Source organism: Paenibacillus aurantius (genome assembly GCF_032268605.1).
GTDB classification, from domain to species: domain Bacteria; phylum Bacillota; class Bacilli; order Paenibacillales; family NBRC-103111; genus Paenibacillus_AO; species Paenibacillus_AO aurantius.
This window is the reverse complement of sequence record NZ_CP130318.1, coordinates 431,319-455,911: the sequence shown is the minus strand read 5'-3', so window position 1 is coordinate 455,911 and position 24,593 is coordinate 431,319. Positions and strand designations below refer to the sequence as shown.

21 protein-coding genes are annotated in these 24,593 nt (G+C 58.8%); 7 read left to right on the top strand and 14 right to left on the bottom strand.

Going from position 1 to position 24,593, the window contains the following annotated elements:
* Positions 1 to 178 precede the first annotated feature (178 nt).
* Genes MJA45_RS02290 through MJA45_RS02280 form a run of 3 tightly spaced genes read right to left on the bottom strand, consistent with a single transcriptional unit; the run spans position 179 to position 3,204 of the window.
* Positions 179 to 1,081, bottom strand: coding sequence for an ABC transporter ATP-binding protein (locus MJA45_RS02290; RefSeq protein ID WP_315605684.1), 903 nt, complete (start codon positions 1,079 to 1,081; stop codon positions 179 to 181).
* A gap of 54 nt (positions 1,082 to 1,135) precedes the next feature.
* Entirely contained in the window at positions 1,136 to 2,194 is a 1,059-nt protein-coding gene (locus MJA45_RS02285; RefSeq protein ID WP_315605683.1) for a FecCD family ABC transporter permease, read from the bottom strand.
* Positions 2,194 to 3,204: a FecCD family ABC transporter permease gene (locus MJA45_RS02280; RefSeq protein ID WP_315605682.1), complete on the bottom strand. Its 1,011-nt coding sequence runs from the start codon at positions 3,202 to 3,204 to the stop codon at positions 2,194 to 2,196. Before MJA45_RS02280 ends, MJA45_RS02285 begins: the two co-directional genes overlap by 1 nt.
* A 287-nt stretch (positions 3,205 to 3,491) precedes the next feature.
* Here MJA45_RS02280 and MJA45_RS02275 point away from each other — a divergent pair, with 287 nt between their 5' ends.
* The 7 genes from MJA45_RS02275 to MJA45_RS02245 all read left to right on the top strand — a co-directional run bounded on the left by MJA45_RS02275 (position 3,492) and on the right by MJA45_RS02245 (position 11,016).
* The gene (locus MJA45_RS02275; protein ID WP_315605681.1) at positions 3,492 to 4,493 is read left to right on the top strand and encodes an ABC transporter substrate-binding protein; all 1,002 of its coding nucleotides are present in this window, start codon (positions 3,492 to 3,494) and stop codon (positions 4,491 to 4,493) included.
* Positions 4,494 to 4,770: 277 nt separating this feature from the next.
* Complete coding sequence (locus tag MJA45_RS02270) at positions 4,771 to 5,118, top strand: DUF2512 family protein (RefSeq protein WP_315605680.1); 348 nt, start codon at positions 4,771 to 4,773, stop codon at positions 5,116 to 5,118.
* Positions 5,119 to 5,212: 94 nt separating this feature from the next.
* Complete coding sequence (locus MJA45_RS02265) at positions 5,213 to 6,298, top strand: endospore germination permease (RefSeq protein WP_315605679.1); 1,086 nt, start codon at positions 5,213 to 5,215, stop codon at positions 6,296 to 6,298.
* Positions 6,291 to 7,781: a spore germination protein gene (locus MJA45_RS02260; protein ID WP_315605678.1), complete on the top strand. Its 1,491-nt coding sequence runs from the start codon at positions 6,291 to 6,293 to the stop codon at positions 7,779 to 7,781. The genes MJA45_RS02265 and MJA45_RS02260 overlap by 8 nt, the downstream gene beginning before the upstream one ends.
* Positions 7,768 to 8,916 carry a Ger(x)C family spore germination protein gene (locus MJA45_RS02255; protein WP_315605677.1) on the top strand — a complete coding sequence of 383 codons (1,149 nt, stop codon included), beginning with the start codon at positions 7,768 to 7,770 and terminating at the stop codon, positions 8,914 to 8,916. The genes MJA45_RS02260 and MJA45_RS02255 overlap by 14 nt, the downstream gene beginning before the upstream one ends.
* A 101-nt stretch (positions 8,917 to 9,017) precedes the next feature.
* The gene (locus MJA45_RS02250) at positions 9,018 to 9,245 is read left to right on the top strand and encodes a cold-inducible protein YdjO-related protein (RefSeq protein WP_315605676.1); all 228 of its coding nucleotides are present in this window, start codon (positions 9,018 to 9,020) and stop codon (positions 9,243 to 9,245) included.
* 379 nt (positions 9,246 to 9,624) lie between these two features.
* Positions 9,625 to 11,016: an extracellular solute-binding protein gene (locus tag MJA45_RS02245; protein ID WP_315605675.1), complete on the top strand. Its 1,392-nt coding sequence runs from the start codon at positions 9,625 to 9,627 to the stop codon at positions 11,014 to 11,016.
* Between the two features lie 215 nt (positions 11,017 to 11,231).
* On the opposite strand, the gene MJA45_RS02240 is transcribed toward MJA45_RS02245, so the two are convergent.
* From MJA45_RS02240 to MJA45_RS02190, 11 genes are all read right to left on the bottom strand, one after another.
* The gene (locus MJA45_RS02240) at positions 11,232 to 11,987 is read right to left on the bottom strand and encodes a sugar isomerase domain-containing protein (RefSeq protein WP_315605674.1); all 756 of its coding nucleotides are present in this window, start codon (positions 11,985 to 11,987) and stop codon (positions 11,232 to 11,234) included.
* A gap of 164 nt (positions 11,988 to 12,151) precedes the next feature.
* Complete coding sequence (locus MJA45_RS02235; protein WP_315605673.1) at positions 12,152 to 13,489, bottom strand: neutral/alkaline non-lysosomal ceramidase N-terminal domain-containing protein; 1,338 nt, start codon at positions 13,487 to 13,489, stop codon at positions 12,152 to 12,154.
* Positions 13,486 to 14,514, bottom strand: coding sequence for a Gfo/Idh/MocA family protein (locus tag MJA45_RS02230; protein ID WP_315605672.1), 1,029 nt, complete (start codon positions 14,512 to 14,514; stop codon positions 13,486 to 13,488). Before MJA45_RS02230 ends, MJA45_RS02235 begins: the two co-directional genes overlap by 4 nt.
* Positions 14,511 to 15,377: a sugar phosphate isomerase/epimerase family protein gene (locus MJA45_RS02225; RefSeq protein WP_315605671.1), complete on the bottom strand. Its 867-nt coding sequence runs from the start codon at positions 15,375 to 15,377 to the stop codon at positions 14,511 to 14,513. Before MJA45_RS02225 ends, MJA45_RS02230 begins: the two co-directional genes overlap by 4 nt.
* A gap of 254 nt (positions 15,378 to 15,631) precedes the next feature.
* Positions 15,632 to 16,879, bottom strand: coding sequence for a DegT/DnrJ/EryC1/StrS family aminotransferase (locus MJA45_RS02220; protein WP_315605670.1), 1,248 nt, complete (start codon positions 16,877 to 16,879; stop codon positions 15,632 to 15,634).
* A gap of 15 nt (positions 16,880 to 16,894) precedes the next feature.
* The gene (locus MJA45_RS02215; RefSeq protein WP_315605669.1) at positions 16,895 to 17,800 is read right to left on the bottom strand and encodes a Gfo/Idh/MocA family protein; all 906 of its coding nucleotides are present in this window, start codon (positions 17,798 to 17,800) and stop codon (positions 16,895 to 16,897) included.
* Positions 17,801 to 17,831: 31 nt separating this feature from the next.
* Complete coding sequence (locus tag MJA45_RS02210; RefSeq protein WP_315605668.1) at positions 17,832 to 19,103, bottom strand: DegT/DnrJ/EryC1/StrS family aminotransferase; 1,272 nt, start codon at positions 19,101 to 19,103, stop codon at positions 17,832 to 17,834.
* A 121-nt stretch (positions 19,104 to 19,224) separates the two neighbouring features.
* Positions 19,225 to 20,802: an extracellular solute-binding protein gene (locus MJA45_RS02205; RefSeq protein ID WP_315605667.1), complete on the bottom strand. Its 1,578-nt coding sequence runs from the start codon at positions 20,800 to 20,802 to the stop codon at positions 19,225 to 19,227.
* Positions 20,803 to 20,854: 52 nt separating this feature from the next.
* Positions 20,855 to 21,742 carry a carbohydrate ABC transporter permease gene (locus MJA45_RS02200; RefSeq protein ID WP_315605666.1) on the bottom strand — a complete coding sequence of 296 codons (888 nt, stop codon included), beginning with the start codon at positions 21,740 to 21,742 and terminating at the stop codon, positions 20,855 to 20,857.
* A gap of 12 nt (positions 21,743 to 21,754) precedes the next feature.
* Entirely contained in the window at positions 21,755 to 22,723 is a 969-nt protein-coding gene (locus MJA45_RS02195) for an ABC transporter permease (protein WP_315605665.1), read from the bottom strand.
* Between the two features lie 98 nt (positions 22,724 to 22,821).
* Positions 22,822 to 24,507 (bottom strand): polysaccharide deacetylase family protein, encoded by a 1,686-nt coding sequence (locus MJA45_RS02190; RefSeq protein WP_315605664.1) that lies wholly within the window; start codon positions 24,505 to 24,507, stop codon positions 22,822 to 22,824.
* Positions 24,508 to 24,593: the final 86 nt, after the last annotated feature.

Genomic DNA, 24,593 nt, shown 5'->3' with positions numbered 1-24,593 from the left:
CCCATCTTTTGCTAAAGGATAACCGGACCGGTCGAGCCGGACTAAGCTTGGCCCCTGGGGTAGAGACAATGAAGAAACCCGCCCCCCGGATAGCCGGGAGACGGGTTTCGATATCGGTTCCAACCGTGCGTATGGTCTTAATAAAGAAGGTATAGCGCAGCCACAGGAAGGCTTGCGGTCAGCGGGCCGAAACGACGAGCCGTTCCGATTCCCTTTCGCTGCTGCTTTCGTTTTCTCTGTCCGGTTCCGGTTCCCTTTTTCCATCCCTCCGGCTCTTCCCAGACCTATCCACCGGGGCTTTCCCTTTGCCGTACGGAATCACCATCGGGGTGCCGAACAGCGGGTCGGGGATCACCTGGCAGTCGAGCTCGAACACCTGGCGGATCAGCTCGTCATCGACGACGAGGCTCGGGTCGCCCTCCGCCCAGATGCGTCCGTTCTTGATGGCCACCAGGTGGTGAGCATACCGGCAAGCCAGGTTGATGTCGTGAAGCACCATCACGATCGTCCGGTTCTCCTTCTCGTTCAGCTCCTGAAGCAGGTCGAGCACCTCGATCTGATGAGCGAGGTCAAGATAGGTCGTCGGCTCGTCGAGCAGGATGACCGGGGTCTCCTGGGCGAGCGTCATCGCGATCCACGCCCGCTGGCGCTGACCGCCCGACAAGGAATCCACCGCGCGCTCGGCGAGCACATCCATGCCTGTAAGCGTAAGGGCGCGGCGCACGGCCGACTCGTCGGCGTCCGACCACTGCTGAAGCCAGCTCTGGTACGGGTACCGTCCCTGCTTGACGAGCTGGAGCACGGTCAGCCCTTCAGGTGCGGTCGGCCCCTGGGGAAGAATCGACAGCCGGCGGGCCACCTCCTTCGTGGAGAGGGTGGCGATATCGCTGCCGTTCAGGACGATTTGTCCGCTTTGCGGCTTGAGCAGCCGGGCGAGCGACCGGAGCAGCGTCGATTTCCCGCAGCCGTTGCCGCCGATGAATACGGTGATCTCCCCCTGCGGGATCGTGACGTTCAGCTCTTGAAAGATGGCGGTGTCTCCGTAGCTTAAGTTCAATTGATGAGACCGGATGGCCGTCATGCGATTCTTTCCTTTCCCTGCTCCCTTATAAGGAGGTTAATATAGTCAGCGGGACTACTGCCCGCGGCTGCGGTAAACCAGATAGATGAAGAACGGCGCCCCGACGGCGGCCGTGAAAACCCCCGCGGGAATGTCTAGCGGGGAGAACAGCGTCCTCGCCCCCAGATCGGCTACAAGCAGAATAAGCGAGCCGAGGAGGGCGGAGACGGGCAGCACGCCGCCAAAGGCGGGGCCGACAAGCCGGCGGGCCATATGCGGCGCCATGAGGCCGATGAAGCCAACGGCGCCCCCGATGGCCACTCCCGCTCCGGCGAGCGATACGGCGAGCAGCAGCAGCACAAGACGCTGCCTCTGGACCCGCCCGCCTACGCTGCGGGCCACATCCTCGCCCAGCTCCTGAATGTTAACATGCCGCGCATAGAGGAGCGTGGCCGGCAGCAGCACAATCAGCCAGGGAAGGAGCGGAAGCACATGCTTCTGCCACGACACCCCGTAGATGCTGCCGGTCATGAACGTAAGCGACAGGTTCGCGAGAATGATCGGACCCGAGATCATAAGCATATACGACAGGGCGTTCGCCGCCTGGGTGAACGCGGTCCCGATGAGCACAAGACGCAGAGGCGTCACCCCGCCCCCTCTTCTCCAGGAGAAGCCGTAGACGAACACGGCGGCGGCGAACGCTCCCAGTACTGCACACAAGGGCAGCCAGTGGATGCCCAGAGAACCCGCGAGGAGAAAGAAATACAGAATCGCTCCCAGCGTGGCTCCTCCCGTCATCCCGAGCGAATCCGGAGAGGCGAGGGAGTTGCGGACCATGCCCTGCAGGACGGCGCCGGATACGGCCAGTGCCGCTCCGACGAGAACGGCGATGAGCGTCCGCGGCAGCCGGAGGCTCCGGACGATCGTCTCGCTCATGGGATCGCCGGTGCCGATTATGGCCTTCACAACCTTAACCGGAGACAGGAACACGCTTCCGGTTCCGGTGCTTAGGAGAAACACCGCCGCGGTAACAGCCAGGAGAACGGCTGTGACGGCGAGCGTTTTTTTACTGATAAGATAAGAATAGCTCTTGGTCCTTACGGTCCAATAGCGTGATTTCTTGGAAAAGTCCATCAGAGGCGCCCTCCTTTCCTCGCGATGTAAACGAAGAAGGGAACGCCGATCAGGGCCGTGGCCACGCCGACTGGAACTTCCTTCGGCATGATGAGGAAGCGGGCTCCAAGATCCGCCGCGACAAGCAGCAGAGCCCCCAGCAGGGCGCAGTACCGAACGATCCAGCGGTAGTCGGCACCGATGAGGAACCGGACGATATGCGGAATGATGATGCCGACGAAGACGATCGGACCCGCCACGGCGACCGAGCCGCCCGCGAGCAGAACGATCACGAGAGCGGCCATGCTTTTGATCAGCATGGTCCGTTGCCCGAGCCCCTTCGCCACGTCGTCCCCCATTGTCAGAATGTTGATATGCGGGGAGAGCACGAAGGAGCCGGCGAGTGCCCCCAGCATATACGGAAGCACGGCAAGGAGCATCTCCATCGTCCGGCCCGACACAGACCCCACGAGCCAGAACAGTACCTCGTCGAACGCTTTTCCGTTCGCCAGCAGTATGCCCTGGGTCAGAGACAGGAAGAAGGCAGATAAGGTGGACCCGGCAAGGGTGATCTTGATCGGCGTCATGCCGCCGCGCCCGGCGGAGCCGAGCCCGTAAACGGCAGCCGCACTTACGGCCGCCCCGGCAAAGGCCGTCCAGGTAAAGGTCGTCAGACCCGACAGGTCAAGAAAGGCAACCGAGAAGACAATGGCGAAGGCCGCCCCCGCATTTACGCCAAAAAGACTGGGCGAGGCAAGCGGGTTTCGCGTAACCGCCTGCATGAGGGCTCCGGCGACAGCCAGTGAGGCCCCCACGACGGCGGCGATGCATGCCCGCGGCACGCGGGTGGTTCGGATAATGATATGCTCGTTGGAGCCGTTGTACGCCGTATAGGCTTCCATAACCTGATGCAGGGAGTACGGCTTAATGCCGAGCGTGACGCTTCCAAGCATCGCCAGAATAAGCAATAGGGCAAACACCAGAAGGCCGGTATATTTGGCTGACGTACGATGACGGAGTGACCTGAGCATAAATGAACGAACCTGCTTCCTTCTTGTCTTCGGGAACGGCTTGGGTTAGGGCTTTCCCCTGCTTCCAAGGGAACAGCCCCATCAACCGGCTCAGCCTGTTAACGAGAACCAGCGCTGCCGGTCCGGCTATGTTTCATTTTAAAGAATAGCCCAAGGCGCGTCAATGACTTTGATAATCATTATCAATATATTTATTGACAAAGCGGCGAATCCCGCTTACTATATTGCTGTGAATGATAATCATTATCAATGATAAACCATATAGTCACTAGGAGGTCACCTGATTCATGCTTTCCCGCCGTCATCTGTCCCGCCGTTTCCGAGCTCTTCCCCTGCTGTCCGCCGTTGTATCCCTATCCGTTTGGTTAACGGCCTGCGGCTCGCCTGCCGCCGATTCCACTCCCTCTCCTTCCTCCCCCGCTGCTTCCGGAGCCCCGGCTGCCAGCGGCACCCATAAGGTGAAGCATGCCATGGGAGAGACCGAAGTGCCGAACAGCCCGCAGCGGGTTGTCATTCTGACGAACGAAGGCACGGAAGCCCTTCTCGCGCTTGGCGTCAAGCCCGTTGGAGCGGTTAATTCCTACGTCGGCAACCCGTACTACGACCACATCAAAGCCGAGATGGAAGGCGTCAAGCCTCTCGGAACCGAGTCCCAGCCGAACCTGGAGATGATCGCCGCGCTCAAGCCGGATCTCATTCTCGGCAACAAAATGCGCCAGGAGAAGATCTACACCCAGTTGAACGCCATCGCCCCTACCGTCTTCTCGGAAACGCTCCGCGGGGAATGGAAGAACAATTTCCGTCTCTATGCCGAAGCTTTGAACAAGAAGGACGCGGGAGAGAAGGTCATCGGGGACTTCGACAAGCGGATTGAGGACTTCAAGTCGAAGGCCGGCGACAAGCTGAAGGAGCAGGTATCGGTGGTCCGGTTCATGGCCGGCAAGACGAGGGTTTACCTGGAGGATTCTTTTACCGGCGTCATCTTCAAGCAGATCGGCATCGCCCGCAAGCCTAACAATTACAAGGATCCGTTCATGGAAGAGATCACGAAGGAACGCCTTCCCGAGGTGGACGCCCAGCGGCTGTTCTACTTCACCTACGAAACAGGCGATAACAAAGGGACCCAGCAGGAGAAGGATTGGCTGAACGATCCTCTGTGGAAGAACCTTAATGTCGTCAAAAGCGGCAAGGTATACCGGGTCAACGATACGATCTGGAACACGGCGGGCGGGGTTAAGGCCGCCAACCTGATGCTCGACGAGCTGTACAAGATTTACGAGGTAAAATAATGAAGCCGTTATGTAAGCCCACCAAAAATTAACGAAGCTAAAGGCCTTCCGGTCAACCGGAGGCCTTTTTGTTTTGCCTGCTCTTTGCCTGTCTCTTGCTTCTCCCCGCTCTGCCTCTTGCTTTCTCCCTGTTCTTGTCTTCCCCCTACCTGCTTCCTGCCTTGCCTTCTCGGCCCTCGTTTCCCTTTTTTCGCCTTCCGAAGGAAAAGGAGGAATTGGTTTCCCCTGCCCGGGGGAGGATAAGCGAAAGAACCCATTTCCCAAAAGGTGGCCCCTCATGACTCGTTTTCTCAGCAAAATCGTCGTTAACGGAATTCTCCTCGTGATCCTGCTGCGGTATCTGGCCGAGGCGGACCTGATCGCAGCCACCTTCACCGCGGTCGCGCTGTCCGTTATCGCTTATCTGGCCGGAGACCAGTTTGTTCTCCGGATGACGAACAATACCCTCGCCCTCGTCGCCGACGCCCTGCTTGCGTTAGCTTTCTTGTGGCTCGCGGCACGCTATTTTCAATGGCCTTACAGCTACGCCGAAATCCTGGTGACCGTTGTCATCCTGACGGCTGCCGAGGCACTTTATCACAAGCTTCTCCCCTCCTGGGACGATGGAAAGTCCAGTCTCCGTTAACGCGGCCGGGGCCGGAAGCATTCCTCTCCATTTCACAGTTGCGTGTTGTCCGGCCTCGGATAGTAGCCGGCATCGATCCTAAGGGGGAACCGTCATGACCCGAATCCGACCTCTCGGTCTATGCTTCATCTTCTTCTTGTCCGCCGGGCTCATGAATCACGTTCTGGTCATTCCGCTGCTGGCCGAAACCGGGGGCCGGGATGCCTGGCTGAGCATCCTGCTCGTTATGCCTCCAGGACTGCTCGGGCTTGCCCTGCTCTATTATCTGATCCAGAGGCTGTCCGGAAGCTCCCTGCCCCAGTGGACGAAGGCACGGTACGGGAGAGCGGCTTCTCTGCTGCTGACCGTTCCCCTGCTCCTTCAGCTTCTCCTGATTCTGTTCATGACGGTGAAGGATACCACCAATTGGACCGAAGCCACTTATCTGCCGCGCACCCCGGATCTGGTCGTGGCCCTGCTGTTCATGGGCTTGTGCTTCGCGGCCGCTCAATTCGGCATCGGCTCCATCGCCATCATGGCCTATTTGCTGCTTCCCTTTGTCGTCATTTTGGGCCATTTCGTTATGGGGGCCAATATCCGCTACAAGGATTATTCGTTTTTGCGCCCTTTTCTGGAGCATGGCATGGGACCCGTTTGGCACGGCATGCTGTACGCCTCCGGAGGGCTGGCCGAGATGGCCGTCCTTCTTCTGGTCAACCACCGGCTGAGCAAGCCCTTCAAGCTGTGGGGCCTGCTGCTTGCCGGAACTCTGGTCACTTCCCTCTCCATCGGGCCGCTTATCGGAGGCTATGCGGAATTCGGGCCGGCCGAAATGATGAAGCAGCGCTACCCTTCGTACGCTCAGTGGAGACTGGTCTCTGTCGGCAAATACATCGAACATTTGGATTTCTTCGCCATCTACCAATGGCTTTCCGGGGCGTTCGTCCGGGTGTCCTTTGCCATGTTCGTGATCGCGGACGTCACGGGGCTGAAGGGCCGGAAGCGCTCCTTCGTGCTGCTCCTTCTCTCTCTGCTGCTTGTCCTGGCCGTTCTGCTTCCGATCAGCGACCACCGGTTTCTCACGATGGTCAAGGAAATCTTCATTCCTTACACCGTTGGATCGGCCATTCTAGTCCTATTAGCGGCTGCCGGTCTGGTTTTCCTGGCCAGCCGCAGAAAGAAGGCGAACGCGAATGAATAACCGTGCCGAAACGGCCTCCATCGGGGGGCTGACGGAAGAAACGCTGCTGGAGGAATTCGCCCCTTGCGGAGACGTGCTGTCCCAAACGATTCTCGTCGAGACGGGCGGGCAAATCCGCAGGCTGCTTCTGCTGTATGCGGAGGGGTTGACGGACCGCAAGCTGTTTACCGAAACGGTTCTCCCGGCTCTCGATAAGCTGCTGGCCGATCCGGACCTGCCTGCCGATTCCTGGGGGGAACGCTCCCCGCTCCCCTTGTCTCTTCTCGATGGAAAGGAGAACCTGCAGAAGGCGGCGGACCGCCTGTTCAGCGGCAGCATTCTTCTGTATAACGGGATGGCCAAGCTTCTCTATTCCCTGGATATCGCCAGTCTCCCCGGACGTCAGCCTGAGGAATCGAGCATGGAGGTTTCGGTTAAAGGCGCCCGGGACGGGTTTGTAGAGGAGCTCTCCGTGAATGTGGCCCTCGTCCGCAAACGGATCCGCACATCCTCTCTCGCCGTCGAATCGTTCGTGGTCGGCCGGCGCAGCCGGACGAAGGTCTCCGTCCTGTATGTGACCGATGTGGCCCGCCGGGAGATGATCCAGGACGTCCGGGACCGTCTCCGCCGCCTTGAGATCGACGCCCTGCTGAGCGCCGGGCACCTCGAGGAGCTCCTGTCGGACAACCCCCGTTCCTTCTTCCCGCTCACCGATTACATCGGCCGTCCCGACCATGTGGTGGAATGCCTTATGAAAGGCCGGGCGGTTATCCTTCTGGATGGAGCGCCGAACGCCATCATCGTACCGGCCAACCTGCTCCTCCTGCTGAAATCCCCCGAGGATTCCAGCCTTCCGTACTACTACGTTTCGCTCGAGCGCTTCATCCGCCTGCTCGGCTTGTTCGTGGCTTTGTTCCTGCCCGGCTTCTGGGTGGCCCTGACCGCCTTCAACATGGATCAGCTGCCGTTCCCGCTTCTGGCCACCATCATCAATTCAAGGATCGGGCTTCCTCTCAGCGCTCCTTTGGAAGCGTTCCTTATGATTTTCCTGTTCGAGGTGTTTCGCGAGGCCGGCGTCCGTCTTCCGAAGCCCGTCGGGCAAACCATTGCCGTGGTAGGCGGTTTGATCGTGGGGGACGCGGCCATACGGGCCGGGTTCACCTCTCCGACCATGCTGGTCATTACCGCCTTTACCGCCGTGGCCAATTTCACGCTTGTCAACCAAGGCTTAGCAGGAGCCGTCACCATTATCCGCCTGATCGTCCTCCTGATCTGCTCGGCCTTCGGCATGTACGGCTTCTTCCTTTCCCTGTTTGCGCTCCTGCTCTATTTGTCCACCCTCTCGTCCTTTGGAATGCCTTATCTTTCCCCGTTATCCCCGCCTTATGGGAAGGACATTCTGGCCTCCGCCTTCCGGCTCCCGCCCTACCTAAGCCGAAGACGGGCCTCCAGCCTCGCCGGCCGCGATACCGTTCAACAGGGAGATTCCGATGAAAGCAAGTAAACGGCTGTTTCTGCTGCTAAGCTCCCTCTGTCTCCTGCTTCTAACCGGGTGCTGGGACGAGACCCATCCCCAGGATGTTGTTTATGTGACTGCTCTCGGTATCGATTACGACGGGAAGGCGTTCCGGATCTTTACCCAGGTGATGGACTTCTCCTCCGTGGCCAAAATGGGTGAGGGCGGCAAGCCGAATCAGGAGGTCCCCGCCTGGATCGGGACAGCCCAAGGGGAGTCCGTTCAGCAGGCGCTTAACAACCTGGAGCTGTCGACCCAGCAGGTGACTTCCCTGGAGCATTTAATGACGGTCATCTGCACGGACAAGGCACTGCCGAGACTCGATTCTATACTCGATGCGATCAACAGGATCCGCGCCGTCCGTTACACGACATGGGTGTACGCGACTCGTATTCCAATAGAGAAGCTGCTGACCGTCAAAGGATTCTTCAACCTTTCCCCACTGTCGACCCTGCTGTACCAGCCCGAAGAAAGCTACCGGCAGAGCTCCTTCATCCCGCCCCGGGAAATGATGCGGTTCGTTTCCCGGTACCGGGAACCGGCAGGTAGCGCTTACCTTCCCTCCATCACCCTAACCCGTTCCCACTGGAGGAAACAGGATAAGAAGGAGACGGTGTATACGCTCGACGGTGCTTATTTCCTGCAGCACGGGAAGCCGGCCGGTTATTTCTCGAGAAACGAGCTTCGCGGCTTCCGATGGCTGACCCCCGAATTCAAGAGCTCTCCGCTTCACCTGAAGAAGGAGAACCACCGGCTGGCCGAGATGATGATTACAGGCATGAAAGCCCAGTACAAGGTGGAGGTCAGCGGCGGCAAGCCGCGCTATTCCCTTTATCTAAAGGCCACGGGAAGGGTCGATGAGATCGATCCCGGGGTTTCGGAGCAGGACGTGGTGGAAGAAGTCCGTTCGCAAATCGTCTCCCAGATCCGGGACACGTACCGAATAGGAGCCGAGCGGGGAGTGGATGTGCTTAACCTCGAGGAGAAGCTGTACCGCTCCAATAACAAGCTGTGGAAGCAGGTAACCTCGTCCGGTCCGTATTCCCCTAAGGCCGAAGAGCTGGGGGAGATCCGGGTCGATGTCCATATCCTTCACTATGGACGGTTTAAGCTCGTTCCCTGAAGCCGCTGTGCTTTCTCTTCCCTCCTGACCAGATAGGCTTGAACATTTCCGCGGATTGTAAGATAATAAAGCTTCACAAACGGAAACTGGAGGAAATAGCAGTGGAATCGGCAACAACCGCAACGGAACCGAAGCAAGAGATTCAACAGATTCAAATCTGGAAATGCAAGGACGCGGAATGCAAGGCGTGGATTCGCGAGGAATTCGTGACGGAGTCCAACCCGGCTTGTCCTATGTGCAAGGGAGCCATGATCCGCAGCTACAAACACCTGCCGGTTGTGGCGAAGAAGGGCAAGAAGAAATTTATCGTGGGACGGATCCGTTCCTAGTGCGCATACGGAGGCTTTTCTCGCCAACAACGTTACCGGATAAGGCACTAAACAGGCCGGCTTCCGGCCGAATTTCTGCCGACTGCAGAAAGCTGGAACGCTCAGCCTGAACATAAAGAGGCCGATTGGGGGGTCTCTATTCATAAGGGCGTTAGGAAGCGCCCGTGTCCGCGAGCCTATGCTCATCCGGACCTTTCTTGTAGGGACCGCCAGGAGGCGGTCTTTTTCTTTTTCCGTGGCATGCGAAGCGAGACCCTGGTTTTCGGAGCAAAACTCCCTCCTCCGGCATCTTGCCAAATAACGATTCTTGTTCCATACTTGTATTTATCCTGTTTCTTAGAACATTCTCCCTTTATACACCCATCTTAAGGAGGTTTCCATGCGCAGAGAAAACGAATTTCTTCATACGCAATTAACCGGACGCCTCCGTGAGCAGATTGTAACCGGCTTTATCAAACCGGGGGAATTCCTGCTCTCCGAGAACGAGCTCTGCAAGTTTTACGGGCTCAGCCGTTCCTCCGTCCGCAAATCCCTGGAGCAGCTCGTGAACGAGGGCTTGATCGTCAAGCTGGCCGGCAAAGGAGCGCTCGTTCCTCCCGATCTGCAAATCGACAACACCATGCGCAAGGTGCTTCATATTGTCATGCCGGCCCCTTCCCACTTTGCCAACCTCGGCTTTTCCGTCATTCTGGATGCTTTCCGGCGGGATCATCCCCTGGTTGACATCAAGATGCTGACCTTGCCGGCACCGGGGTATTGGGATAGCCTTAGGATCAGCCGGGAAATGGGGCTTCAGCCCGACGTCATTCTGGTCACGGATACGCAGTATTCCGAGCTCGTGAACCCCGATGCTTACGAGGATTTGGATTCCTTATGTCCGGCCGAATCCGCCGATCTGTATCCCAAGGTTCTGGGGGCTTTCCGCGACGGAGAACGGATTAAAGCCCTTCCCGTCACTTTCTCGACAGTTTTCCTTGCCTATAACCCATCGCTTTTCGCGGCCAACGGAATCCCGGTACCTAACGTGCAGTGGACTCTGGACGAGTTCAAGCAGGCGGCCCTCAGCCTGACCCGGGATACGAATGGAGACGGCATTCTCGACCGCTACGGCTTCTCCCTTTCCTCCCACATGAGCCGCTGGCCTGTGTTTGCCCTGCAGAACGGCTTTAAGCCCGACGGCCGGGAGTCCAACCGCGAGACGATTCTCCGGACGTTTACTTTCTTTCATGACATTCTGTACCACTCCCGGTGCGCCGTTTTCCAGCCCGGCTCCCCCAATCGGCTCACCTCCAATCCTTTTGTGAAGGGAAAATCGGGGATGGCGCTGACGACCACCTTCGAGATGGCCTCCTGGCAGGAGCTCGACTTCAAGCCGGCCGTCGGTCCGCTTCCGCTCGGCGACGTGGACGCCACCCTGCTCCTCGCCAATGCGCTGATGATCCCTTCGGACAGCAGCGAGCCGGGGCTCGCGGAGGCCCTGCTGCGGACGGCCATCCGCCCCGATGTGCAGGACCGGATCTGCCGGAGCACGCCGTTCCTCTCGGTGCTCCGGAGCATTAACGAAGAAGCCCGCTCCCACGCCTTCCTGCGTAATCTTAATATTCTGGACCCGGCGATGGAGAACAACCTGTTCCTGAACGAGCTAATCGGGGATCCGGACGCTTGGCAGGGCATTCAGGAGCAGATCGAGCTGTTCATGCACGGGCTGGAATCCGCTGAAGAGATCGCCAACCTGTGGAGGCGGGAAGGGGCAAGCGCCAAAGCCCTGTAGGCGAGTTGTCGCTTAACCGCGCGGCCACTCCCGGGTGCGGTGGTGTTCCGTGTCATAGGAAGACCGCTTCCCTGCTCAAAAAGGCTGTTTGGTCTCCGCTTGAGGCGGATGAACCAAACAGCCTTTTTCCCGGACGATAGGGGGAACTCCTTGAGCATCTCCGTCTGCCCTATGCGCCTACGCAGCCTTCCCGGCCGAAGCCGGCAGACTCCCGGCTACAGCTTCTTGATGCGTCCCTTGAACCGGTCGATGAACCGGGCATTCGATTCATCCCCGCCGGTGGCGTTGCCGCTCATCCAAATCGGCGGCGTTACGCCTTCCCGGACAAGCAGATCTACCGTTTCGGCCACAAGCGCGTTCAGCAGGAAAGAGTTCGCAAAGGTGGACATCGCGGCCACCCGCTGCTCGAGCCCTTCGATATCCACAACCGCGTCCCCTACCTCCACCTTGCAGTCAAGGACCACGTCGGCCAGCTCATACAAGTTGCGCTTGGACGGATGCCGGGCCGGATGCTCCGCCGGGGTCGCCTGGGCATGGCGGACAGAGGTTACGGCGATCACCGTAACCCCCCGGCGCTTGGCTTCCAGGGCGGCATCGATCACGGCCGAGTTGATTCCATAAGCATTGATAAGGATGAGGAGGTCGCCCTCCCCCAGCCCGTAATCGTCCATCACGATCAGGCCGTAGCCCGGGGTACGCTCCATGGCCATGGAACGCAGGGCCCCTCCGCTGATCAGTGTCCCTTCATCCAGCATGGCGCTGATGTGCATCAACCCGCCGGCCCGGAAAAAGATCTCCTGTGCCCCCAGGTTGGAATGTCCGCCAGGGCCGTAGGTGTACACAATGCGGTCCTGCTTGACATGGTCGGCTACCAGACGGGCCGCCCGGCGGACGGCTTCGGTTTCCTCCGCCTGAAGGCTTTGAAGGTGGGTGATGATTTTGGACAAATACTGCTCGGTCACCGTTGTCATAGAATCCTCCAGAGTTTTGTTATACGTATCATACCTGTATTTAATAGCGTAAGGTGTACCCGGAAATGGTAGCGCGGCCTTGTTCGGCCGGTTCCTCGTTCCGATCACCCTTTGGCGGGAAGCTAGTGCCTTATCCCCTCCCTAACCAGTTACCGGATAGGGCACTACGCCGTCCGGTCGTTCTCCGCCGGTTCCCCCGGGCTCTCCGGCTTCCCCCGCATCTCCGCAATAAGGGTCGTGATTTGCCCGTATAGGATCGCCTCTACGGACGGATGAAACGGAGAAGGCATCCCGAAATACACGCCCGACCGGTCGGCTTCATAGCCCCCTTCTGCGAGCTGAGCCGCCGTTGGCACATACCCGATCATTCCATTGCTGTAGGGAAGCGGGAGCACCGTGCCCCGGAAGCGTTCCTTGATCAGACGGCCATACTCTCCCACGACTTCCGCATTCATGGAGGCGAGCATCAAGCCTTCCGCGATCTCCAGGACGCTCACGTGCATGGGGGCGGTACGGCCGGACGGCGATCGTCCCGACGCCAGCAGCCGGCTCCATTCCGCTTGCGGCCCTTCTTCCTGCTCCGCCTTGGCCAGTTCCTCCGCATCCGGATACCGTTCATAAGGAAGGGGAATCGTCACCCGGCGGGCTTCCAGGGAAGCAGGCTCCAGCCGCTCCATTGGCCCTTCGAGCACCCGCTGCACCTCTTCGGCGAGCGCCGTTCCCAGCTGCTTCACTTCCGCAGGCCCTCCGCGGTAAAAGTGGCCTTCCCGGAATAAGGCCGGCCGGACATCGCCGCAGCAGCCCTGAAGGAAGGAAGCGGGCACGCCTCCCCAAGCTTCCTCCAGCTGTTCCATGGCGGCGCCGGAGAAATCGGAGGAGACGGCATTGTCGGCGGTTGTTGTCGGATGACAGGCATAATGGAACCAGATTCCCTTGGTCCCTCCGCTCCCGGTCACAAAACGGATGACGGTGACTTCCGGGTCGGTGGGGCCGTCCGGGTTGGGGGCCATTTCCATTACCCCGTTGATGAATTTCCTCCGGTTAATGCCGATCCGGCATTCTCCCCGTCCTCTCTCGAGCGAGACCGCTTCCTTGGAGCGGCCGGCCCTCTCGATTCCTTCCTGGATCTGCCCTTCCAGAAAAGCAAGGTAAGCCGGGTCGGCCTTGCCGAGCCACGGGTGCAGGCAGTCACTGGTTTGGGGACCTCCGTGGGTATGGGAAGCATGCAGAATGACGGCCGCTTCCGGAATGTCCCACCTCTCGGCTATGGCACGGATCAGTCCCGGAGCCACCTCCTGTCCGAACCAGATCAAGTCGGCCTGAACGAGAACGGCCCGGCGCAGGGGCGTCTGCTCCGCCGTCTCCCATAACCAGATTCTGGCGTACAGACGCTGATCGACCCGCTCGTAAGAACCCGACCTTCCGGCAAATCCGGCTAGAGGAACCGGCATAGGGGGAGTAATCTCCATTCTTGCCGTTCCAAGAAGCAGCTTACGATTCATATGTTCTCGTCTCCCATATCGATTTCCTTATTCTGCGCGGAGGATTCGTAGATCGCCTCGACCAGCCGCACCGCCCGCCAGCCGTCCTCTCCCGTTACAAGGGGAGGACGACCGCTGTCTAGCGCGTCCAGCACATCCAGAAGCTGAAGCCGGTGGTACCGGTCGGGAATGCTGCGGGGATCGGATACGCCTCCCCCCGTTTCTTCCGGTCCTGCCGGCTCCGGCCAGCCGGGCACGGCCCAATGGTGGATCCCGCTTCCTGCCAGCTTGATCGTGCCCTTCTCTCCGTAGAAATGGAGATAAGGCGGGAACCCCGGCTGAATGGAGGTCGAGGCCATGACGGTCCCGAACGTCCCGCTGCGGAAGGTTAGCAGGGCAAGACCGAGATCCTCGGCCTCCATGCGGTGGGCTTGGGTGGCCGTTCGGCCGGTTACCTTCGCCACTCCGCCTGCCAGCCACAGCATCAGGTCGAGTGAATGAATGGCCTGATTCATCAGCACTCCGCCGTCCTCGCGGATGGTGCCGCGCCAATCGGCCGAATCGTAATATTCCTGCGTGCGGTAGTAAGGGCAGCCTACCTCCACCAGCAGGAGGCGGCCCAAGGCCCCTTCCGCCAGGACGCGGTGCACCTCCTGATGCTGGGGTTCGAACCGTCTCTGGGAGACGGTAGAGAGCAAGAGCCCCTTCCGGCGGGCAAGCCGGACCAGCTCAGCCGCTTCCGCGGAGGACATGGCAAGCGGCTTCTCCACGAGAAGAGGCTTGCCGGCTTCGAGAACCTCGCGACCGATAACGGCATGGCTTCCGCTTCCCGTGGTCAGGCAGACCAGCTCGACGGACGGATCCCGCAGCAGCTCGCGGTAATCCGTCGTCCAGCGGCACCCTTCCTGCTCCGCCAAGGGACGGACGGCTTCTTCCCGCCGGCCCGCTATCCCCACAAGACGAACCCGGTCCGTGCTCCTTATGGCGTTGAGATGGAACGACGCGACGGAGCCGCAGCCAATGACAGCCGCTCCCCGCGCCTTCACGGCTTAGCGCTGCCGGCGCCCAATACGTCGGCGAGTCCTTCGAGTGTCAGAGCCGTGCCTTCCATGGCCGTTCCGCCCTCCGGGATATAGTGCGTTTCGATCGTGTACAGCCCGGTGTACCCGTTCGCTTCCAGCGCACGAATCTGCTCCGCCATCGGGACGGCTCCCTGGCCGATCGGAACGCACTTAGGGGTTCCGTCCTCTTGAAGGTACGCATCCTTCAAATGAACATGGCCCAGGACACGGCTGACCTCGTTATATCCTTCAGGATAAGCGGAGCGCCCGCCGTAGGCCTCATTGCCGGGATCCCAGAGCACCCGCAGGCGAGGATGTCCGACGGCTTCCGTCAGTCGGGCCACCTCTTCCGCGAATCCTCCGTTGCAGGCCGGCTCATTCTCCAGCAGCAGCGTGATTCCCTCCTTGTCGGCCATCTCGGCGGCTTCCTTCAGCTTGCCCGCAATCTCCTCTTGATGAAGCCCGGGCTCTTTCTCCCTCCAGAAGGAGAAGATGCGGATTTGTCCCGCCCCAAGCCGCTTTGCGATCTCCATCGCGCGGTTCAGTTTGAGGAAGTGGGCTTCTACGCTTTCCTCCGCCTGGCCGAATGTATCGCCGGATGCCACTTCCCTCGACGGGTCGAGCGAGCATTTAAATACAGGTGAAGCCACGGCGGATACGAAAAGCCCCCGCGCCTCGGTTTCCCGGCGCACGCGGTCGATTTCCTCATCCGACAAGGCCATGACGTTCCGGCCGTCGACCATGCGGATTTCCACATGCTTCAAGCCCTTCCCGGCCGCCCAGTCCAGGGCCGTCACCAAATCCGGAGATACTTCGTCCGTTAATACTCCCAATCGATTCCAAATCATTCCCCTTGCACCTCCGGTTGCAGTTCATTCGTTCCTTATGGATAAGGTTCGGTATAACGCCCCTGTATTGTAAACCAAATGGATGGTAATGAACAGGATTTCCCATCCATTATCTTCCTGATGCTAAGCTTGGTATCCTCGGACGGCTTTCGCCAGCAGGAGGCTTACGTGGCAGGAAGTAACCGCAGCACGCTCCGTTTTGTAACGGCAGCCCCAGCACCACCGGTGCTCCGGCAGGACTGGGGCCGCTCCAATTACTTACGGAAGTGCTCGGCGACCTTGCGGATTCCGCGAATGATATCCTCAACGTCCCCGTCGGTGTAGAATTCGCTTACCCCGAAACGAACAGCCGTCTGAAGAATCGCTTCCCCCTCCGGACACAGTCCCCGTTCGTAGGTGGCTCCCGTCAGGTCAAAGGGAAAATGGCTCCCGAGGTACGCCTGCCGGTTCTGGAAAAGCGGCTGCATGTACACCACGTCCGGAATATAGCCGGGCTGGTTCGGGATGCCTTCCGCCGCCAGCGCGGCCGAGAACTCTTCCCGGGTGCAGGTCAGCTGGGCGGTATCGAGCCTCATCATATAGAACCAGTAGGTGCTTTCGTTGCCCGCTTCGACCTTGTGAGGCAGAATGCCGGGCAGCCCCGTGATTCCTTCGGTGATCCGGTTCCCGTGACGGGTCCGCTTGGAGCAGATGTCGTGCAGCTTCTTAAGCTGGGCGATGCCTACGGCTCCCTGCAGCTCCGTCATGCGGTAATTCGGCGCCAGGCCCCGCAGGTCCCGCGTCACCGTGCTGCCGAACCGCTCGTAGTTCTTGTCGGCAAAGGCGTGTGCCGTGCGGAAATCCGCCTCGTCCCCCGAATTGATCGTGACCATCCCGCCGTCTCCGGTGGAGATGTGCTTGAAGTCATTCGTGGAGAAGCAGCCATAGTCGCCGATCGTTCCGGCCAGACGCCCTTTGTAGCGGGTCAGGTAACTTTGGGCGCAGTCCTCGATCACCTTAATTCCATGCTTGGCGGCGATATCCATAATGGGATCCATGTCGCATGGATTCCCGGCCAGATGCACCACTACGATGGCCTTGGTCCGCGGCGTGATTCGCGCTTCGATCGAGGCCGGCACCATGTTGTACGTGTGGGGATCCAGGTCGGCGAAGACCGGAATGGCGTTCTGGTACAGGATACCCACGAGCGTCCCCTGGTCGGTAATCGGGCTGGTGATGACCTCATCGCCTACGGTAACGCCAGCCGCTCCGAGCGCCACATGGATGGCGGCCGTCCCCGAAGAAGCGGCCACGCTGTATTTGACCCCGTAGATGTCGTTGAAATCGCTGAGGAACTGCTTAACCTTCCCGCCGAAATGATAAAACAGCGTATTCTGCTCCAGTGCTTCGAGAAGCTCCTTTGCTTCTTCGAAGCCAAACCTCTTTCCGGTTCCAAAGGGGGTTTCCTTTACCTTCGGCCCGCCGTTAAGGGCGAGCTGCTCGCGTGTTTCGGTTTCTTTCATCTCGGGTTCCCTCCGTTATAGGGACACGGTTTGACCCGTGCTCCGGCTTTCGTTCGCAGCTTCAATGAAACGGATGATCTCGTACGTTTCTTCGCGGTCGATCGGCTCTTTGCCATTCTCAAAAAGCTCCATGACCGCTTCCAGCAGACTGGCGTAATAGGGCTTCGGATGAGCATACACGTCGACGAATTGGCTGCCCTTCTCGCGGTGGATCAGCTCCCCGAACGTGTTGTTCCCTTTGCGGTTGCCCCGGATCGTTCCGATCCGGCCGTCCTTCCATACGCCGGTTACCAGGTCGTGGTCCTCGTTGGTCGTCACGCTTACGCTTACGCAGCCCCGGCCAAGCGTCCTATAGAGCATTTCCACGGTATGGATGCCATACCAGAACAGGCCCGGCTGGGTCGGCTGAATGGCCATCGGTCCGTAGCAGTCGGCCCCGATAACGGCTCCCTTCTCAGCATCCGCAAGGGCATGGGACAGTCCTTCCGAATAGCGGAGGGACGAACAGCTCATTAGGGGAACGTTATGCTCCTCCGCCAGGCGGAGAATCTCCCGGGCGTCTTCCGTGGAAACGGTAAACGGCTTGTCGATGAACACCGGCTTGCCGAACGGGGCGATGGCGCGGAATTGTTCCAAATGAACGCGCCCGTCTACCGACTCCAGCATGATGGCGTCGCATTTCTCCGCCACTTCGGCGGGCGAGGAGACGATCTCCACGCCGTAGCTTTCCTTCAGTTCCTTCGTAAAGCCCTCTACGCGGTTAGCGCTCAGCTCGAAGTCCGGAGAGCCTCCGGGAAAAGCGGCGGTTACCTTCCCTCCCGGAACGCGGTACTCTGCCTTCTCGTCGTTCAACAGCTTGGCAAAGGCGGAAACATGGGATGTGTCCAACCCGATAAACCCGATGGCGATCTGCTTTGACATTTCAATACCTCCGTATATGAGTAGGAATGGGCTACACTTGCACCTGGGCGATGTGACGATAGACTTTAACGATGCCTTCGGCAATCTCTTCTACGTCTTGCTCCGTCAGAAGCGGGCTGATGGGCACATAGACGGTCCGGGCGATGTAATCGACCGCCTGCGGGCACATGTCCTCCGTATAAACGACCGGATTCTCGAACGGATAGTTGAACGGGAAATTGTCCTTTTCCGCCGTCCGCTGATGGAACAGCTGGGGCAGCATATAAACCGGACGCGAGCCGTACAGGGTATAAGCGCCGATGTTCTCGGCGGCCATCGCTTTAATGAAAGCCTGGGTAAAGGCGGTCGAAGGAAGAATCATGCCCAGGTTCGAACCGATATCCCCTTCCGGATCGGCCAGCCGGCGGAATTTCATATCCGGCAGCTCGGCGGTCAGCTTGGCCTGCAGCTCCCGGCAGCGGGTCTGCATGGAGGAAACGATCCCACCGAGCTTCTTCCACTGCTCGTTCAGAACGGCTCCCGTGATTTCGCTCATCCGGTAATTTTGTCCGATAAAAGCCTTCTCCTCGTCGGCCGACTCGATGCCGTAGCGGGCCTTATCCCGGAACATGCCCTGGTCGTGGTAGCGTACTGCCCGGTCAAAGAGCTCGGGATTGGAAGTCACCAGCGCTCCCCCTTCCCCGGCCGTAAGGATTTTGTTCATCTGGAAGGAATAAACCCCGATATCGCCCATCGTCCCGGTAACCTTGCCTTTGTAGGAGGCGCCGCAGGACTGGGCCACGTCTTCAATAACGTACAGGTTGTGTTTCTTGGCAAACGCCAGGATGGGATCCATGTCGCACGGGTTGCCCAATATGGAGACGGCGATAATCGCCTTCACGTCTTTGTCCATGACCCGCTCCAGATCGGCGGGATCGAGGTTCATGCTGTCGTCGGCATCCACGAAAACGGGTACGGCATTGGCGCAGACGACGGCTCCCGGAGTAGCCAGAAAGGTAATGGCCGGTACGATGACCTTGTCTCCGTAGCCGATTCCAAGAGCCTTCAGGGCCACGACCAGCGCCGCTGTACAGGAGGTAACGCCTAATACGTACGGCACGTTGAGATGGCGGGCCATCTCTTCTTCGAAGGTGCGGACCTCATTCTTGACGTTCGGTCCGTAATACCGAAAGGGGGACTGGGCGTGAATCACTTCTGCGGCGCCCTGGGCCTCCTCCGCGCCATATACGGTCGCTCCCGGGTAGTTCGGGGGCAGCGGCTTCGTACGGGCCGGCCGGCCGCCTTCCATTGCCAACTTCGTCATCACATTAACATCCTTCCTTGTTTAGAATGGGCAGGACCGCCGGACGAGACGCCCGCTAGCCCCGCATAAAGAAATAGAGCACAGAGAAGGACTTTCCCTGTGCGCTATTGGAAAACCGTTTTTACTTAATGACGCCTGCATCCTTCAGGTTCTTCGTATAGTTATCGACAATCTTCTGGCCGTTGTATTTGGTCATAAGCTCTTCGCGGTAGGCCGGCCAGTTTTTGGACGACTTGTCGTCGAACAGCATTTTGCCTTGCAGCTCATACATCCGGTTTCTCCAGGTAGCCAGGTCGACGCCCTGAGGAGGGAAGAGGTTCGAGCCGAGTGCGGCGTAGTATTTCATGCCAAGAAGCTTCTGCTCGATCTTCTTGTCGCGGTCCGTCATCGTGGTGTCGTTCACCTTCAGGCCGAGAACCTCCGGCTCGTTAGGGGCGAAGAAATCATAAATGTCGAGGAAGTTGCCGTTCTTCGAGATGTCGGCTTCATAGGCTTCCTTTTTGATCGTGATTTCCTTGCCATTCTTCGTGTAGTGCTTGCCTTCGATGCCATAGTGGGTCAACAGGAAGCCTTCCTCGCTGCAGAGCCAATCCAGAATTTCCACGGAACGCTTAAGGGCTTCCGGATTCTTGTCGCCTACCTGCTTGGAGAACATGATCCCAGCGCCCGGAACGACGCCGGCACGAATAGGCGCTTCGCCGAGCGGGTTGAACGGCTGCCAGTCGGCCTTCGGATTCACGGCCTTGGTCCGGGCTTGAAGGCCCGCAGCATTCCCGTCAAAGGCAAAATCGCGCGTTCCCCCGAGAATAATCCCGATCTTTCCTTGAACCGCTTTATCAACATGCGTCTGTCCTTTGTTCAGGAACCAGTCGGGGTCAATTACCCCTTCGCCCATGCGGGCCAGAATATCGTCAACCACCTTCGATACGCGCGGGTCGGTTTGTCCGTCAATATACTGGTTGTTCTCCACGAAGGAGGCAAACAGGCCATTCTTCGGCCATTCCGGGAAATCCATCGACATCCGGCTGTTTCCAGCGGCCGAGAAGCCGTACGTGTCCTTCTTGCCGTTGCCGTCCGGGTCGTTGTTGGTGAACGCCTTCAGCACGTTGACATACTCATCGTAGGTCGTGGGAGCCTTCAGGCTGAGCTTATCCAGCCAGTCCTGGCGTATGTAATACGAAACATATTGGGTACGGGCAAAAGGAATCGGTACCCGTCCGGTCAGGCCTTCGAGCCGGTAGCCCTTGAACTCGCTCGGCTTGACCCATTTGAAATAGTTAGGGGCGGTCTTCTCATTCAGAAACTTCTCGGCGTCGGTCGTCAAGCCGTCATTCTGAAACTTAACCCCGCCGGTCGTTCCCGGCGTAAAGATGGCCGGGGCGTCCCCGCTCGCCAGCTTGACCGCAAGCTTCGCTTCCCGTTCCGGACTGTTGACGGCGGCTTCGATCTTCAGATCGACATTAAACTTCTCATCGATGGCTTTCTTAACGAAATCCTTGCTCGCATCGGCCGGAAGCTGGGACGCGGCAAGCGTCTGCTCCAGGTTCCAGACGAGGGTAATCTTCTCTTTCGCCGGAGCGGCGGATTGGCCGGGTGTGGCGGAGCTTCCGGGAGTACCGGAACTGTTATCCTTGGAACAGCCCGCTACGGCGACGGCGGCGACTAACGATGAGGCCAGCAATGCTTTGTTGAGTTTCAAAATAACCCCTCCCCAATGTGTATACACTTGCTCTATAGGAACTAGCCGGCGCCTAGCCTTTGATGGCGCCGATCAGCATACCCCGGATAAAGTACCGCTGAAGAAACGGGTAAACCGCAATGATGGGAAGCGTAGCGACCACGACCGTCGCCATCTTGATCGTTTCCGGAGGAAGCGCGTCGAGCACGGTCGTATTTACCTGCAGCTCGGAGCTAACGCTCGGCGTCTGAATCATCGAGCGGAGCACCACTTGAATCGGCTGAAGCTTGGGATCGGTCAAGTACATGATCCCTCCGAAGTAGGCGTTCCAGTGGGTGACCCCGTAGAACAAGCCCAGCGTAGCCATAATCGGCAGCGACAGGGGAAGCACGATCCGCCACAGCGTCTGAACCTCGCCGCAGCCGTCCACCCGGGCCGCTTCCTCCACCTCTTGGGGAAGGTTCTCGAAGTAGGTTTTCATGATGAGCATATTGAACGAAGAGACGAGCCCCGGGATAATCAGCGCCCACAGGGAGTTGAGCAGACCGGTCGCTTTTACCGTCAGGTAGAGCGGAATCAGCCCACCGGAGAACAGCATCGTGAACACGATGCCCATCAGGACGATGCCTCTTCCCGGAAGGAACTTCTTCGACAAAGGATAGGCAAGCAGCGTCGTCACAAGCAGATTAAGGAACGTGCCCACCACGGTGATGAAGATCGTGATTTTGATCGCCTGCGGAATGCGGGCGCTGTCGAAAATCGTCCGGTAAGCCTCCAGGGTCAGCTTCGTCGGAAAGATGACGAATCCCCCGTTGCGCATCACCTCAGCATAAGGAGTGAGCGACATGACCAGCACGTAATAGAGCGGAAACAAGGTGGCGAGACAGAAGACGGTCATGATCGCATAGAGGATAAAATCCACGATGCGGTCGGACGTGCTGCGGTGTTTAACGAACGACATGGCTTATCCCTCCTACCATATTCCCGAACCTCCGACTTTCTTCGAAAGCTTGTTGGCGCTGATGACGAGCAGGAACCCGATCACCGATTTGAACAAGCCGACGGCCGCCGCCACACTGTAATCCAGCTGCTCGATCCCCCGGCGGAACACCCAGGTATCGATAATATCGCCCGTCTCCAGAACGCGGGAGTTCAGGAAGATGTATACTTGGTCGAAGCCCGCGTCGAGAATATGGCCGATCCGAAGGATGAGGAGAAGAATGAAGACCTCGCGGATGCCGGGGAGCGTGATGTGCCACATCTGACGCCACCGTCCCGCCCCGTCCACGACCGCCGCCTCATAGAGCTCCTGGTTGATGGCGGCGAGGGCGGCCAGGTAAATGATGGCCCCGAAGCCGGTGCTCTTCCAGATGTCCGTGATGATGAGCATCGGCCGGAACAGATCCTTGTTCGTCAGGAAATCGATCGACTGCATTCCCGAATCCCTCATCCAGGTGGTGACCAGCCCCGCCTCCGGCGCGAAGAAGGCGAAGACGAGTCCGTACACGATGACCCAGGAGAGAAAGTAAGGACCATAGGTAATGGTCTGCACCCATTTCTTGAACCACTTGACCCGAAGCTCGTTAAGGATAAGGGCGAGCATGACGTCGGGCACCATGTTGAACAGAATGCGGTACAGGGAGATGACCAGCGTGTTCTTGATAAGCCGGAAGAAATCCGGGGTGTTGAACAGCTCGCGGAAATTGTCCAGGCCTACCCAGGGACTTCCCCAGATGCCTCCGAGAATGTTGTACTTCTTGAAGGCAATGAGAAGGCCAGCCATCGGCCAGTAATGATAAATGAGGTAGTAGGCGATGCCGGGGACCATCATCAGATAATACCAGCGGTACCGCTTCAGGGCGCGCAGCGGCTGGAGGACTCTTCTCTTCGTTGTGAGGACGTCGGCAGAGGTCCGGTTCAGTAGTCCGTTGGGTGTGCTCACCACAGCGTTCCTCCATTTCTAGGGTTTGTTGTAAAACGCTTTCATTGGCTAAGCCCTATTTTACAATGGATACAGGTATAATACAAGTATAATTTCTTCTAAACCGACAAGATGCTGGCTACGCTCTGCTTCCGGCAGCGCACCCCGAACCTTTCCTCTACGGCTTCGCCCGGGGCCGGCTGGTAGCTGTCGGCAACCGGAATCCAAACAACGGCTCCCTTGGCCTCCCCGGCTCCCTCCACCTGAACGGCTCCCTGCGGGTCAACCGACAGAACAGCCAGCTTGCGGCGGGCTCGGTGCCAATCGTTGACCTGCTTGCCGGTCCAGAACACGAACCCGCGGTTCCGTGCTTCCCGGACTACCTTGCGCAGGGCGTCGCGTACGGATTCCTTGCCTTGAATATGAACCTGATGGAACAGGAAGTGGGCGATTCCCTCTACCTGAGCCGCCGTTTCCAGGAAAGGAAGGACGATCGAGCTGTCCGACCAGTGCGGAGACAGGTCCATGTCCTGCGTGGTGAAGCTGATTTCGACGACGTCGTGCAGACGGTTTTGCTCGTTTGACCAGGAAATCGGGTAGTAAGGGTGGCACGTTCCAAAAAGGAATCCCACGTTGCCTTTCTTGCTAGGCCCGCGCGTCTGATCGGATTCCACTCCGTTCTTCTCGCACCAGGCGAACAGCTCCGACCAGCCCTCGAAGCGGGTGTAATGGTTCTTGTTGGAATGAACCTGCGGCAGACCGGCCGCTTTCTTCAGCCACTCCAGCTGGCGGTCGAATTCAGCCTCATCCCATTTGCCGTTCTGGGAGTCGAGGGCGTTGTAATGGAAAGCAAGCTCATGGCCCTCCGCCTTCACCCGGTCGTAAATGGACGGGGAGTAGCCGGACTCAATCATGCACCAAGTGGAATGAATGCCGCATTCCTTCAGCAGCTCCAGCGTTGCCTCGGCATGAATATCCTGGTTGCCGTCGCTGTCGTGGGAGATCATCGCGACCTGGCGGATTCCCTCCGGCCAGTACCCGACGAAAGGAAGAGTCAAGCCCTTGTCGACCACCGTCCGCAGCAGCCTTCCGAGGAACAGCTCCCGCCAATAGTCCGCGTAAGGATAGGCGTAATAAGGATAGCCGGTTTCCGTGTGCAGGCGGTCGTGGTCCCAATCCATGGCGCAGCGGTCGTCCGCCTTGAGAATGTTCTCGTTAATCGGACCCGAGCCGTCCCGGGCGGGAACGCCGTCCGTCAGCACCGGCTCCGTCCCCTGCTGCAGCCTTACGATCGTGTCGGCTATATCCACCGACCAGCGCACCAGCCGGCCTTGGCCGATGGCGAACTGCTGTAGGGCCGCTCCGATCTCCACGCCGTCCGGGCTTTCCTTGTGCAGCAAGCCAAGCTCGCTCTGCAGGCCCTGCCCCGCATCCTTCACCCTCCAAGGACGCGCGCTCAAGAAACGAACGGAATCGGCCTTGCCGTAAGCCTCGCCAAAGCGGGCGTATCCGCTTCCATATACCCCTGCAAGCTCGCTGCCGAGCTTTACGGCAAAGGGATTGAGCCCCCCGCAGGAAAGAATCGTGCCTCCCCGCTCCGCATACTCCCACAGAACAGCCGTTGTTTCCTCGTCCTCACCCGCCAATGCCGCGATCAGGACATCGGGAGAGGCTTCCACCGCTTCCCGGGCGCTCTCCCATTTCTGAAAAGCCATCCCGGCATGGGACAGCACTTCTTCCATATAACGTTCAAAAACATTAAGGCCGTACGTCCAACGGCGTTCCGCAGCCTTTCTGTCAACCAATACCCCAATCCGAGCCATACTCATGCAGAAAACCCCTTTCGCAGCAGACAAGTCGTTATATGTACCATACTTGTATTGTATTATAG

Coding starts and splice junctions, on each gene's coding strand:
- MJA45_RS02290 (WP_315605684.1), bottom strand. CDS start 1,081: ATGACGGCCATCCGGTCTCATCAATTGAACTTAAGCTACGGAGACACC.
- MJA45_RS02285 (WP_315605683.1), bottom strand. CDS start 2,194: ATGGACTTTTCCAAGAAATCACGCTATTGGACCGTAAGGACCAAGAGC.
- MJA45_RS02280 (WP_315605682.1), bottom strand. CDS start 3,204: ATGCTCAGGTCACTCCGTCATCGTACGTCAGCCAAATATACCGGCCTT.
- MJA45_RS02275 (WP_315605681.1), top strand. CDS start 3,492: ATGCTTTCCCGCCGTCATCTGTCCCGCCGTTTCCGAGCTCTTCCCCTG.
- MJA45_RS02270 (WP_315605680.1), top strand. CDS start 4,771: ATGACTCGTTTTCTCAGCAAAATCGTCGTTAACGGAATTCTCCTCGTG.
- MJA45_RS02265 (WP_315605679.1), top strand. CDS start 5,213: ATGACCCGAATCCGACCTCTCGGTCTATGCTTCATCTTCTTCTTGTCC.
- MJA45_RS02260 (WP_315605678.1), top strand. CDS start 6,291: ATGAATAACCGTGCCGAAACGGCCTCCATCGGGGGGCTGACGGAAGAA.
- MJA45_RS02255 (WP_315605677.1), top strand. CDS start 7,768: ATGAAAGCAAGTAAACGGCTGTTTCTGCTGCTAAGCTCCCTCTGTCTC.
- MJA45_RS02245 (WP_315605675.1), top strand. CDS start 9,625: ATGCGCAGAGAAAACGAATTTCTTCATACGCAATTAACCGGACGCCTC.
- MJA45_RS02240 (WP_315605674.1), bottom strand. CDS start 11,987: ATGACAACGGTGACCGAGCAGTATTTGTCCAAAATCATCACCCACCTT.
- MJA45_RS02235 (WP_315605673.1), bottom strand. CDS start 13,489: ATGAATCGTAAGCTGCTTCTTGGAACGGCAAGAATGGAGATTACTCCC.
- MJA45_RS02225 (WP_315605671.1), bottom strand. CDS start 15,377: ATGATTTGGAATCGATTGGGAGTATTAACGGACGAAGTATCTCCGGAT.
- MJA45_RS02220 (WP_315605670.1), bottom strand. CDS start 16,879: ATGAAAGAAACCGAAACACGCGAGCAGCTCGCCCTTAACGGCGGGCCG.
- MJA45_RS02215 (WP_315605669.1), bottom strand. CDS start 17,800: ATGTCAAAGCAGATCGCCATCGGGTTTATCGGGTTGGACACATCCCAT.
- MJA45_RS02210 (WP_315605668.1), bottom strand. CDS start 19,103: ATGACGAAGTTGGCAATGGAAGGCGGCCGGCCGGCCCGTACGAAGCCG.
- MJA45_RS02200 (WP_315605666.1), bottom strand. CDS start 21,742: ATGTCGTTCGTTAAACACCGCAGCACGTCCGACCGCATCGTGGATTTT.